Below are 12,145 nucleotides of genomic sequence, written 5' to 3'. Positions count from 1 at the left end.
TCATCAGCACCGAGAAGACACGAACCGGGAAGAAGGAGGAAGCCATGCAGCGGCGCCGCGAGCTCGAAGCCAAGCGCGCCATGGGCGGCCTTACCCTTCCGGTCGCCGGTTATGCCTGTCTGACCTGCGATAACGCCTCGGGTCGGTGGAGCGGCTAGCAGCCCGCTAGCGATGCCTCCGCCGCCCTCCCCACCGGGGACCGGGCGGCTTTTTCGTACCTCCGCTCCACCATTCACGACGATTCGTGAATGGGCGATCGAACGCGCCCCGTGCATTCGTGCAATTGATAAGTACACAGTGGATGGCACACGCATGGTGGTTCTTTGTGTGCCGCACGGCGGGCTGTCCCGCCGGCGGCGCCATGGGCTTGTGGCGCAGCGGTAGCGCATCGGTCTGGCAGACCGAGGGTCAGCGGTTCGAATCCGCTCAGGTCCACTCACGCCGTCGTAGCTCAGTGGAAGAGCAAGGTCCTGTCGAGGCCGAGGTCGCCGGTTCGAACCCGGTCGGCGGTGCGTGGTGCAGTTGCCCTCGTAGCCCAACGGCAGAGGCACGACGTTGAGGACGTCGACGGTGCGCGTTCGAATCGCGCCGGGGGCACTTCGTGTGTGACGTGCGTGTCTGACGTGCGTGTCTGGCGGGGCGCGGTGGACGAATGGGGAGAGTCACCGGGTTTTCACCCCGGAACGTTGCGGGTTCGAGTCCCGTCCGCGCTTCGACGTGCCGCTAGCTCAACGGGTAGAGCAGCCGACTCTTAATCGGCGTGTTCGGGGTTCGAGTCCCCGGCGGCGCACTAGCAGGGTAGAGGAGCTCGGTCGTCCTCGCCGGTCTCATAAGCCGGAAATCGCGTGGTTCGAATCCCGCCCCTGCATCCACGTTCCGATGTCGCCCAACGGCAGGGCAGACGGCTGTTAACCGTCCAGGTCCCGGTTCGAATCCGGGCATCGGAGCCCGCACCACCTTTCCGACGGGACCGGCCGCGTCAACGGGGGCCGGCCGGTCCCGTCCCTCGAGCGGGCGCGCCGACGCTGGAGAGTCGGGGCTGGCTGTAACCCAGCTGCTGTTGCTGAGGGGGTTCGAATCCCTTCGCCCGCACACCTGCCTTCGTAGCTCAGCGGAGAGAGCACCAGGTTCCGAACCTGAAGGCCGCTGGTTCGAGTCCAGCCGGAGGCACGCACGGCCATATGCCCGAGTTGGTCCAAGGGGCTCGACTGCAAATCGAGACATGCCGGTTCGAATCCGGCTGTGGCCTCGTCACCACCCCGCGTGTCGCCATCCACTGTGGACTGACCACCGCAGGCGGAGCGTCGGCTGCTCGGCCGCCCCTCATAAGGGCGGAGTGCCCGGATCGACACCGGGGCCTGCGACTCGTCCCGGCCGTTTCGCATCCGGGCGTATCCGATTTATACCCCGGCAGGCGGCAAGTGGCTTGCAAGCGCCCGGGCGGCGGGGTCAGGCCGGCGGGGCGTTCCACAGGCGCAGGGACGGGGCGCCGTGCTCGTGGCCGAGCACCGAGACCGTCGCGGTGCCGAGGGTCAGGTGGGCGCCGAACGCCAGGGGCTGCTCCAGCCACCGCGCCGCCAGCGAGCGCGACGCGTGGCCGTGGCTCACCACCGCCACGTCGCCCAGGACCAGCATCGGGCGGAGCTTGCTGATGAAGCGGTCCATCCGGATCGTCACCTGATCCGGGGACTCGCCGTCCGGGCAGCCGTCGCGCCACAGGTCCCAGTCCGGGGCCTCGGCGCGGATCTCGGCCGTCGTGCGGCCCTCGTAGGTGCCGTAGTCCCACTCCGCGATGTCGTTGTCGATCTCGGTGACGATCAGGCCGGCCAGCTCGGCGGTGCGGCGGGCCCGGTGACGGGGGCTGCTGACGACGGCCACGAAGGCGCGGTTGGCCAGCGCTCGGGCCAGGGACCGGGCGCCGTCCTCGCCCGCGGCCGTGAGGTCCAGGTCGGTCGTCGAGGTGTGCTTGCCTGCGGCGCTCCACTCGGTCTGCCCGTGCCGTACGACCACGATCTCACCCATCCGCACATTGTGCCGGTTGCGGCCGCGCCGTGCCCGCAAACGTGCACGACCGCGGCCCGCCTGGGCGATCGGCGGGCGGCGCACTACGCTGCACCGGGTGGACGGGGTTCTGGTGCTCTGGGATGTGGACCACACGCTGGTCAACGTGGACGGGCTGGGGCGGGAGGCCTACAACCTGGCCTTCAAGCGGCGCTTCGGGGTCGAGCCGGCGCATCAGCCGCCGATGGCCGGGCGGACCGACCTGGCGATCGCGAAGGACATGCTGCGCCTCAACGCGGTGCCGGTGACCGTGGGGAACCTCGAGGACCTGCGCGCGGGGGCCGAAACGGCGATGGACGAGCTCGCGCACCTGCTGCCGGTGCGGGCGCGGGCGTTGCCGGGGGCGGCCGAGGCCGTGGCCGAGGTCCGCACGCGCACGGTGCAGTCGCTGCTGACCGGCAACGTGCGGCACATCGCCGAGGTGAAGCTGACGCCGTTCGGGCTGGCCGAGCACCTGGACCTCGAGGCGGGGGCGTACGGGTGGAGCCACGAGGTGCGCGCGGAGCTGGTGGGGATCGCCCGGCACAACGCGCACAGCCGGCACGGGCGGCGCTTCGACCGGGTGGTGCTCGTCGGGGACACGCCCGAGGACGTGGTCGCCGCGCTGACCAGTGGCGTCGGGGTGGTGGCGGTGGCGACGGGGCGGTACACCCGCAGCGAGTTGGAGACCGCGGGAGCCCACGAGGCCCTGGACGACCTGGCCGACCTGGACCGGGTCCTCGACGCGATCAGGCGGGCCGCGCGCTAGGGCGGTGCTCGTAGGGCGTCGACAGCACGACGGTCGTGCGGGTCGTGACGTTGGCCGCGGAGCGGATCTCCTGCAGCAGCCGCTCCAGGGCGAGCGGGTTCTCCACGCGCACGAGCAGCATGTAGAAGTCCTCGCCGGCCACGGAGTAGCAGCTCTCGATCTGCCGCAGCTTGGCCAGCCGGTCGGGGGCGTCGTCGGGCTGGGACGGGTCGAGCGGCCGGATCGCGACGAAGGCGGTCAGCGAGAGGCCGAGCGCGTCGTGGTCGACCTTCGCGGTGTACCCCTTGATGACGCCGCGCTGCTCCAGCCGCCGCACCCGCTGGTGCACGGCCGACACCGACAGCCCGACCCGCTCGGCCAGGTCGGTGTAGGACAGGCGGCCGTCGACGGCGAGGGCCGCGACGATCGCGCGATCGGTCTCTTCCACGTGCGAACCCTAACCTGCCGGGCAAGCGGTTACAGCGATCGGGAGATCACCACCCGCTGGATCTGGTTGGTGCCCTCGAAGATCTGCAGGACCTTGGCCTCGCGCATGTACCGCTCGACGGGGTGGTCCGACACGTATCCGGCGCCGCCGAGCACCTGGACCGCGTCGGTGGTGACCCGCATCGCGGTGTCGGTGCAGAACAGCTTGGCCTTGGCCGCCTCGGCGGTGTGCGGGAGCCCGGCGTCGCGCAGGCGGGCGGCGGCGAGGTACAGCGCCCGGGCGGCGGCGATCTGCGTCGCCATGTCGGCGAGCATGAACCCGACGCCCTGGAACTCGGCGACCGGCCGGCCGAACTGCTCGCGCTCGCGGGCGTAGGCGGCGGCGTAGTCCAGCGCGGCCTGGGCGAGCCCGACGGCGCAGGCGGCGATGCCGAGCCGGCCGCCGTCCAGCGCGCTCAGCGCGATCCGGAAGCCGCCGCCCTCCTCGCCGATGAGCCGGTCGGCGGGCACGACGGCGCCGTCGAAGACGAGCTGGGCGACGGTCGAGGAGCGCAGGCCCATGGTCTTCTCGGGCGCCTGGGCCTCGACGCCGGGGGTGGCGCCGTCGATGAGCAGGCAGGAGATGCCGGCCGCGCGCCCCTCGGTCTGCGGGCCGCCGGTGCGCGCGAAGACGTTGTAGAAGTCGGCCTGGCCGGCGTGGGTGATCCAGGCCTTGGTGCCGCGCACCGTCCAGCCGTCCGGCCCGGCCGCGGCCCGGGTCTTGAGGGCGGCGGCGTCGGAGCCGCTGTGCGGCTCGGAGAGGCAGTAGGCGCCGAGCTGCTCGCCGCCGAGCATGTCGGGCAGCAGCTGTTTGCGCTGCTCGTCGGAGCCGAAGGCGGCGAGGGGGTAGCAGGCGAGGGTGTGCACGGAGACGCCCTCGGCCACGGCCAGCCAGCGGGCCGCGAGCTCCTCGAGGACCTGCAGGTAGAGCTCGTAGGGCACCCCGGCCCCGCCGACCTCCTCGGGGTAGGGCAGGCCGAGCAGCCCGGCCCGGCCGAGGACCTTGAACAGCTCGCGGGGGAAGCGGCGCTCGGCCTCGAACTCGTCGACGCGCGGCGCCAGCTCGCCGTCGGCGATCTCCCGGACGAGCCCGATGAGCGCCGCGCCTTCGTCGGAGAGGAACGGCCGGTCCACGGTCATGCCGACACCTCCGCTTCGCTCCGGCGCCGGCATGACGAAGCCCTGCGCCTCTGGTGAGCGGCCACTCCGCTTCGCTCCGTACCGCTCACAGGATCACCAGCTCCGTCCCGATGGTGTTGAGGCGCTCGACGCCGTCCTCGGTGCACACGACGATGTCCTCGATCCGCGCGCCGTGGCGGCCGGCCAGGTAGATGCCCGGCTCGATCGAGAACGCCATGCCGGGCTCGAGCGGGGTCTCGTTGCCGGCCACGATGTAGGGGTCCTCGTGCCCGTCGAGGCCGATGCCGTGGCCGGTGCGGTGCAGGAACGCGTCGCCGAAGCCGGCCGCGGCGATGTGCCGGCGGGCGGCGGCGTCCACGGACTCGGCGGTGACGCCGGGGCGCACGGCCGCGACCGCGGCGCGCTGGGCCTCGTGCAGCACTGCGTAGTAGGCGGCGAAGTCCGCGGGCGGCTCGCCGACGCAGTAGACGCGGGTGGAGTCGGAGCAGTATCCGTCCGGCATCGCCCCGCCGATGTCCACGACGACCGGCTCGCCCGCGCGGATCACCCGGTCGGAGACGCCGTGGTGCGGGCTGGCCCCGTTGGGCCCGGCGGCGACGATGGTGAACTCGACCGTGGCGTGCCCGGCCTCGCGGATGGCGGCCGCGATGTCGGCGGCGACCTCGGCCTCGGTGCGCCCGGGCCGCAGCCACTCCCCCATCCGCCCGTGCACCGCGTCGATCGCGCGGCCGGCCCGGCGCAGCGCCTCGACCTCGGCCGGGGTCTTGCGCAGGCGCAGGCCGCGCAGGACGGCGCCGGCGAGGGCCTGGGTCGCGTCGGGCAGCGCGTCGCGCAGGGCGAGGACCTGCTCGGCCCACATGCGGTTGCCGAGCCCGACGGCCTTGGCGCGGTCACCGAGGAGGTCGCGCACGATGTGGTACGGGTCGCTGCCGTCCTCGTGATCCACGAGCCGCACGCCGACGGACTCGGCCGGGGACGCCTCGGCCGCCGGGCGCTCGAGGCGCGGGACGATGAGCACCGCGTCGCCGTCGGCGGGCAGGACGAGTAGCGTGAGGCGCTCCAGGGCGTGCGCGTCGTAGCCGGTCAGGTAGCGAAGGTCCGCGCTCGGGCCGATGAGCAGGGCGTCGAGCCCGGCCTCGGCCGAGGCGCGCTGGGCGGCGGCCAGCCGGTCGGGGGAATACAGCTCCACACGCACAGCTTAACGTTCGTTTGGTTTTTGTGTGACCCGTGGGACTCCGGGCCGCGGGGCGATCCCGGCGGACAGGGTGATTGATCTCGGAAGGTGGCGTAGTCTGAGCGCGAAGCTTGAGTAAGGGCCCGACCTCCAGAGACGAGCCGCGCATCTCCATGAGCCGCCCAAGCGCGCTGACGCCCACCGAACGGGTCGCCGACCCGTTCGTCCACGAGGCGTTGCTGTACGAGGGCGTCGTGGGCTTCCTCGACGGCACCATGAAGGTCATCTACGAGGGGTTCTCCCTCGACGAGCCGACCATCGTCGCCGCCACGCCCACCAACGTCAAGCTGCTGCGCGAGCGGCTGGGCGCGTTCGCCGAGGGCGTCGAGTTCCTCGACATGACCGAGGCCGGGCGCAACCCGGGCCGGATCATCCCCTGGGTGCTGTGCCGGTTCATGGACCAGCACCCGGGCCGCCGGGTGCGCATCGTCGCGCAGACGGTGTGGCCCGAGCGCAGCGCCGAGGAGTATCCCGGCTGCCTGCAGCACGAGGCGATGGTCAACGTGGCCCTGTCCGGCCGCGACGTGACGCTGCTGTGCCCGTACGACCTCGCCCGCCTCGACCAGAAGCGCATCGACGACGCCCAGCGCACGCACCCGGTCATGGTCGACGACAACGGCCGCTACCCGTCGGGCACCTACGACCCCTACGGCGCCGTCGACGCCGGCAACGTGCCGCTCTCCGAACCCCCGGCCGGCGCGACCACGCTGCGCTTCGAGCTCGAGAGCCTGGTCGAGGTGCGCCGCCGGGTGGCCGAGGTGGGGCTGGACGCCGAGCTGGTGCCGGATCGGATCGTGGACCTGCAGAGCGCCGTCAACGAGCTCGCCACCAACAGCATCCAGCACGGCGGCGGCTCCGGCACGCTGCGCACCTGGTACGACGACCGCCGCGTGATCTGCGAGGTGCGCGACTTCGGCCACCTCACCAACCCGCTGATCGGCCGCCTGCGCCCGCCGCACGGCCGCGGCCGCGGGCTGGTGATGGTGCACTTCCTGGCCGATCTCGTGCAGCGACACACCAGCACGACCGGGACCACCACCCGCGTCCACGTTCTGCGCTAGCCTCCCCAGGGTGGACCGCCCTCTGCTGCTGATCGACTCGGCCAGTCTCTACTTCCGCGCGTTCTTCGGCGTGCCCGAGGCCGCCGCGAAGGCCCCGGACGGCACCCCGGTCAACGCCGTGCGCGGATTCCTCGACATGCTCTCCACGCTCATCAAGGGCCGCCGGCCCGACCGGATGGTGTGCTGCCTCGACGAGAGCTGGCGCCCGGCCTGGCGGGTCGCGCTGCTGCCCTCGTACAAGGCGCACCGGCTCACCCCGGCCGGCGGCGAGGAGGTGCCGGACGCGCTGTCGGCCCAGGTGCCGATCATCCTCGAGTTCCTGACCGCGCTCGGCATCACCGCCGTGGGCGCGCCGGACTTCGAGGCCGACGACGTCATCGGCACGCTCGCCTTCCGCGAGCCCGGCCCGGTCGAGGTGGCCACCGGCGACCGGGACCTGTTCCAGATCATCGACGACGACAAGCCGGTGCGGGTGCTGTACTGCGGGCGCGGCGTCGCCAAGCTCGAGGTGCTCGACGACGCCGGGGTGCACGGCAAGTACGGGGTGCCGGCGGCCGGCTACGCGGACCTCGCGGCCCTGCGCGGCGATCCGAGCGACGGGCTGCCCGGGGTCACCGGCGTCGGAGAGAAGACCGCGGCCCGGCTCGTGGACCGCTACGGCAGCCTCGACGGCATCCTCGCGGCGCTGGACGACCCGGGCTCGGGCTTCGCGCCGGGGCTGCGGGCGAAGATCGAGGCCGGGCGGGAGTACCTCGCGAGCGCGAAGGACGTCGTGGCGGTCTCGCGCGCGGTGCCGCTGCCCTCGCTGGAGACCAGGCTGCCCTCGGCGCCGGCCGACCCCGACGGGCTCATCGCCCTGGCCGAGCGGTGGGGCCTGGCCGGTGCCACCAAGCGGATCGTCGACGCCCTCTCAGCCTGACCTGTCAGCCTGAGACGCGCACCGGCTCCACGCGCCAGATCCGGTCGCAGTAGTCGCGCACGGTCCGGTCGGAGGAGAAGAAGCCGCACCGGGCCGCGTTGAGCACCGACATGCGGGCCCAGCCGTCCTGGTCCCGCCAAGCCCGCTCGACCTGCTCCTGGCAGTCGAGGTAGCCGCGGTAGTCGGCCATGGCCAGGTACTCGTCGCGGCCGAGCATCGCGTCGACGACCGGCGCGAAGAGGGACCGGTCGCCCTTGGCGAAGGCGCCGCTCGCGATCAGGTCGATGGCCGCACGCAGGTCCGGGTCGGTCTCGTAGTACGCCCGCGGGTTGTAGTCCCGGCGCAGCTCGGCCGCGTGGGCGGCGTCGAGGCCGAAGAGGAAGAAGTTCTCGGCCCCGACCCGGTCCCGGATCTCGATGTTCGCGCCGTCGAGGGTGCCGATGGTGACGGCGCCGTTGAGCGCGAGCTTCATGTTGCCCGTGCCCGACGCCTCCTTGCCGGCCAGCGAGATCTGCTCGGACAGGTCGGCGGCCGGGATGATGACCTGCGCCTTGGTCACGTTGTAGTCCGGCTGGAGCACGACCTTGAGGTGGCGCGACACCACCGGGTCGGTGTTGACCGCCTCCGCGACCGCGTTGACGAGCCTGATCAGCAGCTTCATGGAGTGGTACCCCGGGGCGGCCTTCCCGCCGAAGAGCACAGTGCGCGGCACGACGTCCAGGCCCGGGTCGTCCCGCAGCCGGTTGAACAGCGTGATGACGTGCAGCAGCTTCAGATGCTGGCGTTTGTACTCGTGGAAGCGTTTGATCATCACATCGCACAGCGAGTCCGGGTCGAGGACCACCCCGGTCGACTTCTCCACCAGCGCCGCGAGGCCGACCTTGTTCGCGCGCTTCACGGCCCGCCATTGCTCCAGGAACGCCGGGTCGTCGGCGGCCGGCACCAGGCCCTCGAGCCGGTCGAGATCGGTGATCCACCGCTCGTCGCCGAGCCGCTCGGTCACCAGCTCCGACAGCCGCGGGTTGGCCAGGCGCACGAACCGGCGTGGGGTGACGCCGTTGGTGACGTTGTGGAACTTCTGCGGCCACAGCTCGGCGAAGTCACGCAGCGTCGTCTCGGCGAGCAGCTTCGTGTGCAGCTCGGCGACGCCGTTGACCGCGGTGGAGGCGACGACCGCCAGGTGCGCCATCCGCACCCGCTTCTCCGGCTCCTCCTGGATGATCGAGAGCCGGCGCATGCGGTCGCGGTCGCCCGGGTACGTCGCCTCGACCTCCTGCAGGAAGAAGTAGTTGATCGCGTAGATGATCTCCATGTGCCGGGGCAGCAGCCGCTCCAGCACGGCCACCGGCCAGGTCTCCAGGGCCTCGGGCAGCAGCGTGTGGCAGGTGTAGTTGAAGGTGCGCCGGGTGATGGACCACGCCAGGTCCCAGTCCAGCTTCTGCTCGTCGACGAGCAGGCGCATGAGCTCGGTGACGGCCATGACCGGGTGGGTGTCGTTGAGCTGGATGACGACCTTGGCGGGGAACGCGTCCCAGCCGGAGTTGCGCAGGCGGTACCGGCGGATGATGTCGCGCAGGGAGCACGCGACGAGGAAGTACTGCTGCTTCAGGCGCAGCTCGCGGCCCTGCTCCGTGCTGTCGTCGGGGTAGAGCACCTTGGAGATGTTCTCGGCGCGCGTGATGTCCTCGACGGCCTCCTTGTACTGCCCGGCGCCGAACCGCGACAGGTCGAAGGACTCGCGGCTGGCCCGCGCCTGCCACAGCCGCACGATGTTGACGGTCTGCGTGCCGAAGCCGGGCACCAGCATGTGGCTGGGCTCGCCGCGCACGGTCTCGCCGGGCGTCCACTGCCGCCGCAGCCCGCTCGGGTCGTCCAGCGCGGGCGCGGTGGTGCCGTAGAACCCGACCCGCTGCCGGTCGTCGGGCGCGGAGAACTCCCACGGGTTGCCGTAGAACGTCCAGTCGTCGGGCCGCTCGACCTGGGCGCCGTCGCGGAAGGCCTGCTTGAAGATGCCGAACTCGTACCGGATGCCGTAGCCGACCGCCGGGATGTCCAGGGTCGCCATCGAGTCGAGCAGGCACGCGGCGAGCCGACCCAGGCCGCCGTTGCCCAGCCCCGGCTCCACGTCGAAGCCCTCGAGGTCCTCGAGGCTCGTGCCGAGCTTGCTCGCGATCTCGCGCACGTACCGCTCGGTGTCGGTGTAGAGCAGGTTCTGCCGCAGCTGCCGGCCGAGCAGGTATTCGGCGGAAAGGTAGTACACGAACCGCGGGTTGGCGTCGTAGTGCGCGGCGGCGGTCTTCGCGTACCGCTCGATCAGCCGGTCCCGCACCGTGAGCGCGAGCGTGTGATACCCGTCGGAGCCGCTGGCCGACTCGAGGGTGGTGCCGCGCTGGTAGTACAGGTTGCTGATGAGATCCTGCTCGAACTCATCGAGCGTGCTGCCGACGGAGCGCATTCTGGGGCGGGGCCGGGCATCGGTCACTGCCCTATTATCCGCTTTCGGTCGCGCGGCTCGCGGGAGTTCACGGTCCCGCCGACGAGCTGCCCCCGCACGGTCGCCATCGTCGGGCGAGATGTCGGACGCTCCGCGATCCGACATCTCGGACTTTTCGCCCGACAGGCGATATGTCGGCATCTAACGCCCGGAGACGGCCGTCGGCCGCCGACCACCCCGAAGCGACCCGGCCGCCGGCGCGGTCGCGCAGCGCCGGGGCGAGGGCTGGTCGGGGCGAGGGCCGCCAGAGCGGCACCAGGCGTGCGGGCGGCGCGGGCCCGGCCAGCGCGTGTCCGGCGAACGGCCGTCGGCCACATCGCCGCCAACCACCCCGACGCGGCCCGGCCGCCGGCGCGGTCGCACAACGTCGGGGCGAGGGCCACCAGAACCGCACCGGGCGCGCGGGCGGCGCGGGCCGGCGCCGGCATGGCTGGCGCGGGCCGACGCGTGTCGGGCGAGATGTCGGACGCTCCGCGATCCGACATCTCGGATTTTTCGCCTGCCAGGCGATATGTCGTGAATCAGCGCCAGGAGACGACCGTCGGCCAACGCGGGACGGGCCGACGCCGCCGGTGCCAACGCGGCCAACACGGGACGGCCGACGCCGCCGGTGCCAACGCGGCCAACGCGGGCACGCGCTGGAATACAAGCCGGACGTCTGCTGACAGCTGTCGGTGCGCCGCGACCAAGACTGGCGCAAGCGCCGCGGACGACACCAAGGTGCTCACCAGCGCCGCCGCCCGTGCCGCCGGCGCGGGGCCAGCACGCGGCCGACGCCGACGGTGCGGGCCGATATCGCCCGGCCGCCGCCGACCAGGCCGAGGCGCGGCGCGGCGCGGCGGGCAATACAGCACGCCGTCGGCCAACCGTCGCGCTCCGCACAAGTAGGGCCGGGCGCCCTGCCGACCTTCACGGAAATGGGCGCGAAGAACCGCGCCTCATCCGTACCGCCGTGTCCGATAAATCGGACAGCCCCGGTTTACCCAGAGACGACGGGCAATGCGAAATGGATCACCCGGAAATGCGACGCTCAGCGGCCGCGCTGGCGACGGGCGTCCGCGATGCCGTTGGCCGCCCGGGCCGCGAAGCCCTGCCCTGGAGCCTTGCCGCCCTGCGCCGGAGCCGCGCTCGCGCCGCCGCCGATGGGGCCGCCGCCGAAGATCGGGCCGGCGTCCTCGCGCATTGCGCGGCCGGCGGCGATCTTGTCGCGCACTGCGGCCGCCTCGGCCTGCTCGCGCTCCGACGGCACGGCCATCACGGCGCTGGCCAGCGCGATGACCACGACCAGGACAAAGAGGACGATCGGGGCCAGGAACCAGTTGACGTCCACGCCCGGCACGGTGTCGGTGGTGTGCGTGAGGTGGACCTGCATGGCGTACATGCCGGTGTAGTGCATGCTGCAGACCGCCACGCCCATCACGGCCGCCGCGGCGACGGTTGCGATCATGCCGCGCACGACGATCGTGAACCACAGGGCCACGGTCGCGGCGACGATCGCGATCGCGTAGGAGGCGATGAACAGGCTGGTCTTGTACTCGAAGTTGCCGTTGACGTTCATCGCCTTCATGCCCGTGTAGTGCATGAACGCGACCGAGACGCCGGTGATCGGGCCGCCGACGAGGACCTTCCACAGCTTCGGCTTGCCCAGCCCGACGATGAACAGGCCGATGCCGACGGTGATGACCGCGATGAAGAAGCTCGCGACCGTGATCGGCACGTCGAAGCGCAACGGGCTGTCCTGCACGCTGAAGCCGACCATCGCCATGAAGTGCATGACCCAGATGCCGGTGCCGCCGATCGACCACGCGGCGAGCACCAGCAGCCAGGCGCGGCGGCGGGCGTCGGTGGCGATCCGGGCCCGGGCGGTGCTCACCAGGCCCAGCAGGGAGCCCAGGAATGACATGGCGAAGGCGAAGATCGGCGTGATGGCGCCGTAGGTGAAATGGTGCAATTGGCCCACGATGTCCTCCGTCAAAGCACGCGTGCAGATATGCACCGCGAACCGGCGAGAGCATCATTGCGG

At 71.8% G+C, this 12,145-nt stretch carries 9 protein-coding genes and 10 tRNA genes; 13 read left to right on the top strand and 6 right to left on the bottom strand.

The annotated features are described in order from the left end of the window. Window positions 1-363: 363 nt before the first annotated feature. From ABT369_RS18500 to ABT369_RS18455, 10 genes are all read left to right on the top strand, one after another. Window positions 364-435: transfer RNA gene (locus ABT369_RS18500), tRNA-Ala, on the top strand. Between the two features lie 5 nt (window positions 436-440). After that, window positions 441-512 (top strand) — tRNA-Asp (locus ABT369_RS18495). Between the two features lie 12 nt (window positions 513-524). Next, window positions 525-597, top strand: a tRNA-Leu gene (locus ABT369_RS18490). A gap of 41 nt (window positions 598-638) precedes the next feature. Continuing rightward, window positions 639-713: transfer RNA gene (locus ABT369_RS18485), tRNA-Glu, on the top strand. Window positions 714-717: 4 nt separating this feature from the next. Next, window positions 718-790, top strand: a tRNA-Lys gene (locus ABT369_RS18480). A gap of 2 nt (window positions 791-792) precedes the next feature. After that, window positions 793-872 (top strand) — tRNA-Met (locus tag ABT369_RS18475). Between the two features lie 3 nt (window positions 873-875). Beyond that, window positions 876-947, top strand: a tRNA-Asn gene (locus ABT369_RS18470). A 63-nt stretch (window positions 948-1,010) separates the two neighbouring features. Next, a tRNA-Tyr gene (locus tag ABT369_RS18465) sits at window positions 1,011-1,092 on the top strand. A 5-nt stretch (window positions 1,093-1,097) separates the two neighbouring features. After that, window positions 1,098-1,170 (top strand) — tRNA-Arg (locus ABT369_RS18460). Window positions 1,171-1,175: 5 nt separating this feature from the next. Beyond that, window positions 1,176-1,249: transfer RNA gene (locus ABT369_RS18455), tRNA-Cys, on the top strand. A 200-nt stretch (window positions 1,250-1,449) separates the two neighbouring features. On the opposite strand, the gene ABT369_RS18450 is transcribed toward ABT369_RS18455, so the two are convergent. Then, on the bottom strand, window positions 1,450-2,022 hold the full coding sequence (locus tag ABT369_RS18450; RefSeq protein WP_350613380.1) for a histidine phosphatase family protein: 573 nt from the start codon (window positions 2,020-2,022) through the stop codon (window positions 1,450-1,452). A gap of 97 nt (window positions 2,023-2,119) precedes the next feature. Here ABT369_RS18450 and ABT369_RS18445 point away from each other — a divergent pair, with 97 nt between their 5' ends. After that, the gene (locus ABT369_RS18445) at window positions 2,120-2,809 is read left to right on the top strand and encodes an HAD family hydrolase (RefSeq protein ID WP_350613379.1); all 690 of its coding nucleotides are present in this window, start codon (window positions 2,120-2,122) and stop codon (window positions 2,807-2,809) included. Here the strand turns inward: ABT369_RS18445 and ABT369_RS18440 are convergent. From ABT369_RS18440 to ABT369_RS18430, 3 genes are all read right to left on the bottom strand, one after another. Beyond that, window positions 2,790-3,236, bottom strand: a complete 447-nt coding sequence (locus ABT369_RS18440) for an Lrp/AsnC family transcriptional regulator (protein WP_350613377.1) — start codon at window positions 3,234-3,236, stop codon at window positions 2,790-2,792. The two genes, ABT369_RS18445 and ABT369_RS18440, sit on opposite strands and share 20 nt — an antisense overlap. Window positions 3,237-3,265: 29 nt before the next feature. Next, on the bottom strand, window positions 3,266-4,414 hold the full coding sequence (locus tag ABT369_RS18435; RefSeq protein ID WP_350613376.1) for an acyl-CoA dehydrogenase family protein: 1,149 nt from the start codon (window positions 4,412-4,414) through the stop codon (window positions 3,266-3,268). A gap of 85 nt (window positions 4,415-4,499) precedes the next feature. Then, window positions 4,500-5,603, bottom strand: coding sequence for a M24 family metallopeptidase (locus ABT369_RS18430; RefSeq protein WP_502891781.1), 1,104 nt, complete (start codon window positions 5,601-5,603; stop codon window positions 4,500-4,502). A gap of 158 nt (window positions 5,604-5,761) precedes the next feature. Here ABT369_RS18430 and ABT369_RS18425 point away from each other — a divergent pair, with 158 nt between their 5' ends. Together ABT369_RS18425 and ABT369_RS18420 are read left to right on the top strand one after the other, a co-directional pair. Continuing rightward, complete coding sequence (locus ABT369_RS18425; RefSeq protein WP_350613373.1) at window positions 5,762-6,709, top strand: anti-sigma factor RsbA family regulatory protein; 948 nt, start codon at window positions 5,762-5,764, stop codon at window positions 6,707-6,709. A gap of 10 nt (window positions 6,710-6,719) precedes the next feature. Continuing rightward, window positions 6,720-7,628 (top strand): 5'-3' exonuclease, encoded by a 909-nt coding sequence (locus ABT369_RS18420; protein WP_350613371.1) that lies wholly within the window; start codon window positions 6,720-6,722, stop codon window positions 7,626-7,628. 4 nt (window positions 7,629-7,632) lie between these two features. On the opposite strand, the gene ABT369_RS18415 is transcribed toward ABT369_RS18420, so the two are convergent. Both ABT369_RS18415 and ABT369_RS18410 read right to left on the bottom strand, forming a co-directional pair. Continuing rightward, window positions 7,633-10,110, bottom strand: a complete 2,478-nt coding sequence (locus tag ABT369_RS18415) for a glycogen/starch/alpha-glucan phosphorylase (RefSeq protein ID WP_350613369.1) — start codon at window positions 10,108-10,110, stop codon at window positions 7,633-7,635. Between the two features lie 1,042 nt (window positions 10,111-11,152). Beyond that, window positions 11,153-12,082, bottom strand: a complete 930-nt coding sequence (locus ABT369_RS18410) for an MHYT domain-containing protein (protein WP_350613367.1) — start codon at window positions 12,080-12,082, stop codon at window positions 11,153-11,155. Window positions 12,083-12,145: the final 63 nt, after the last annotated feature.

The sequence above is a fragment of the Dactylosporangium sp. NPDC000244 genome (genome assembly GCF_040300725.1).
Lineage (GTDB): Bacteria > Actinomycetota > Actinomycetes > Mycobacteriales > Micromonosporaceae > Dactylosporangium.
The sequence above is the reverse complement of the archived record's forward strand: the minus strand, read 5'-3'. Positions and strand labels throughout refer to the sequence as shown.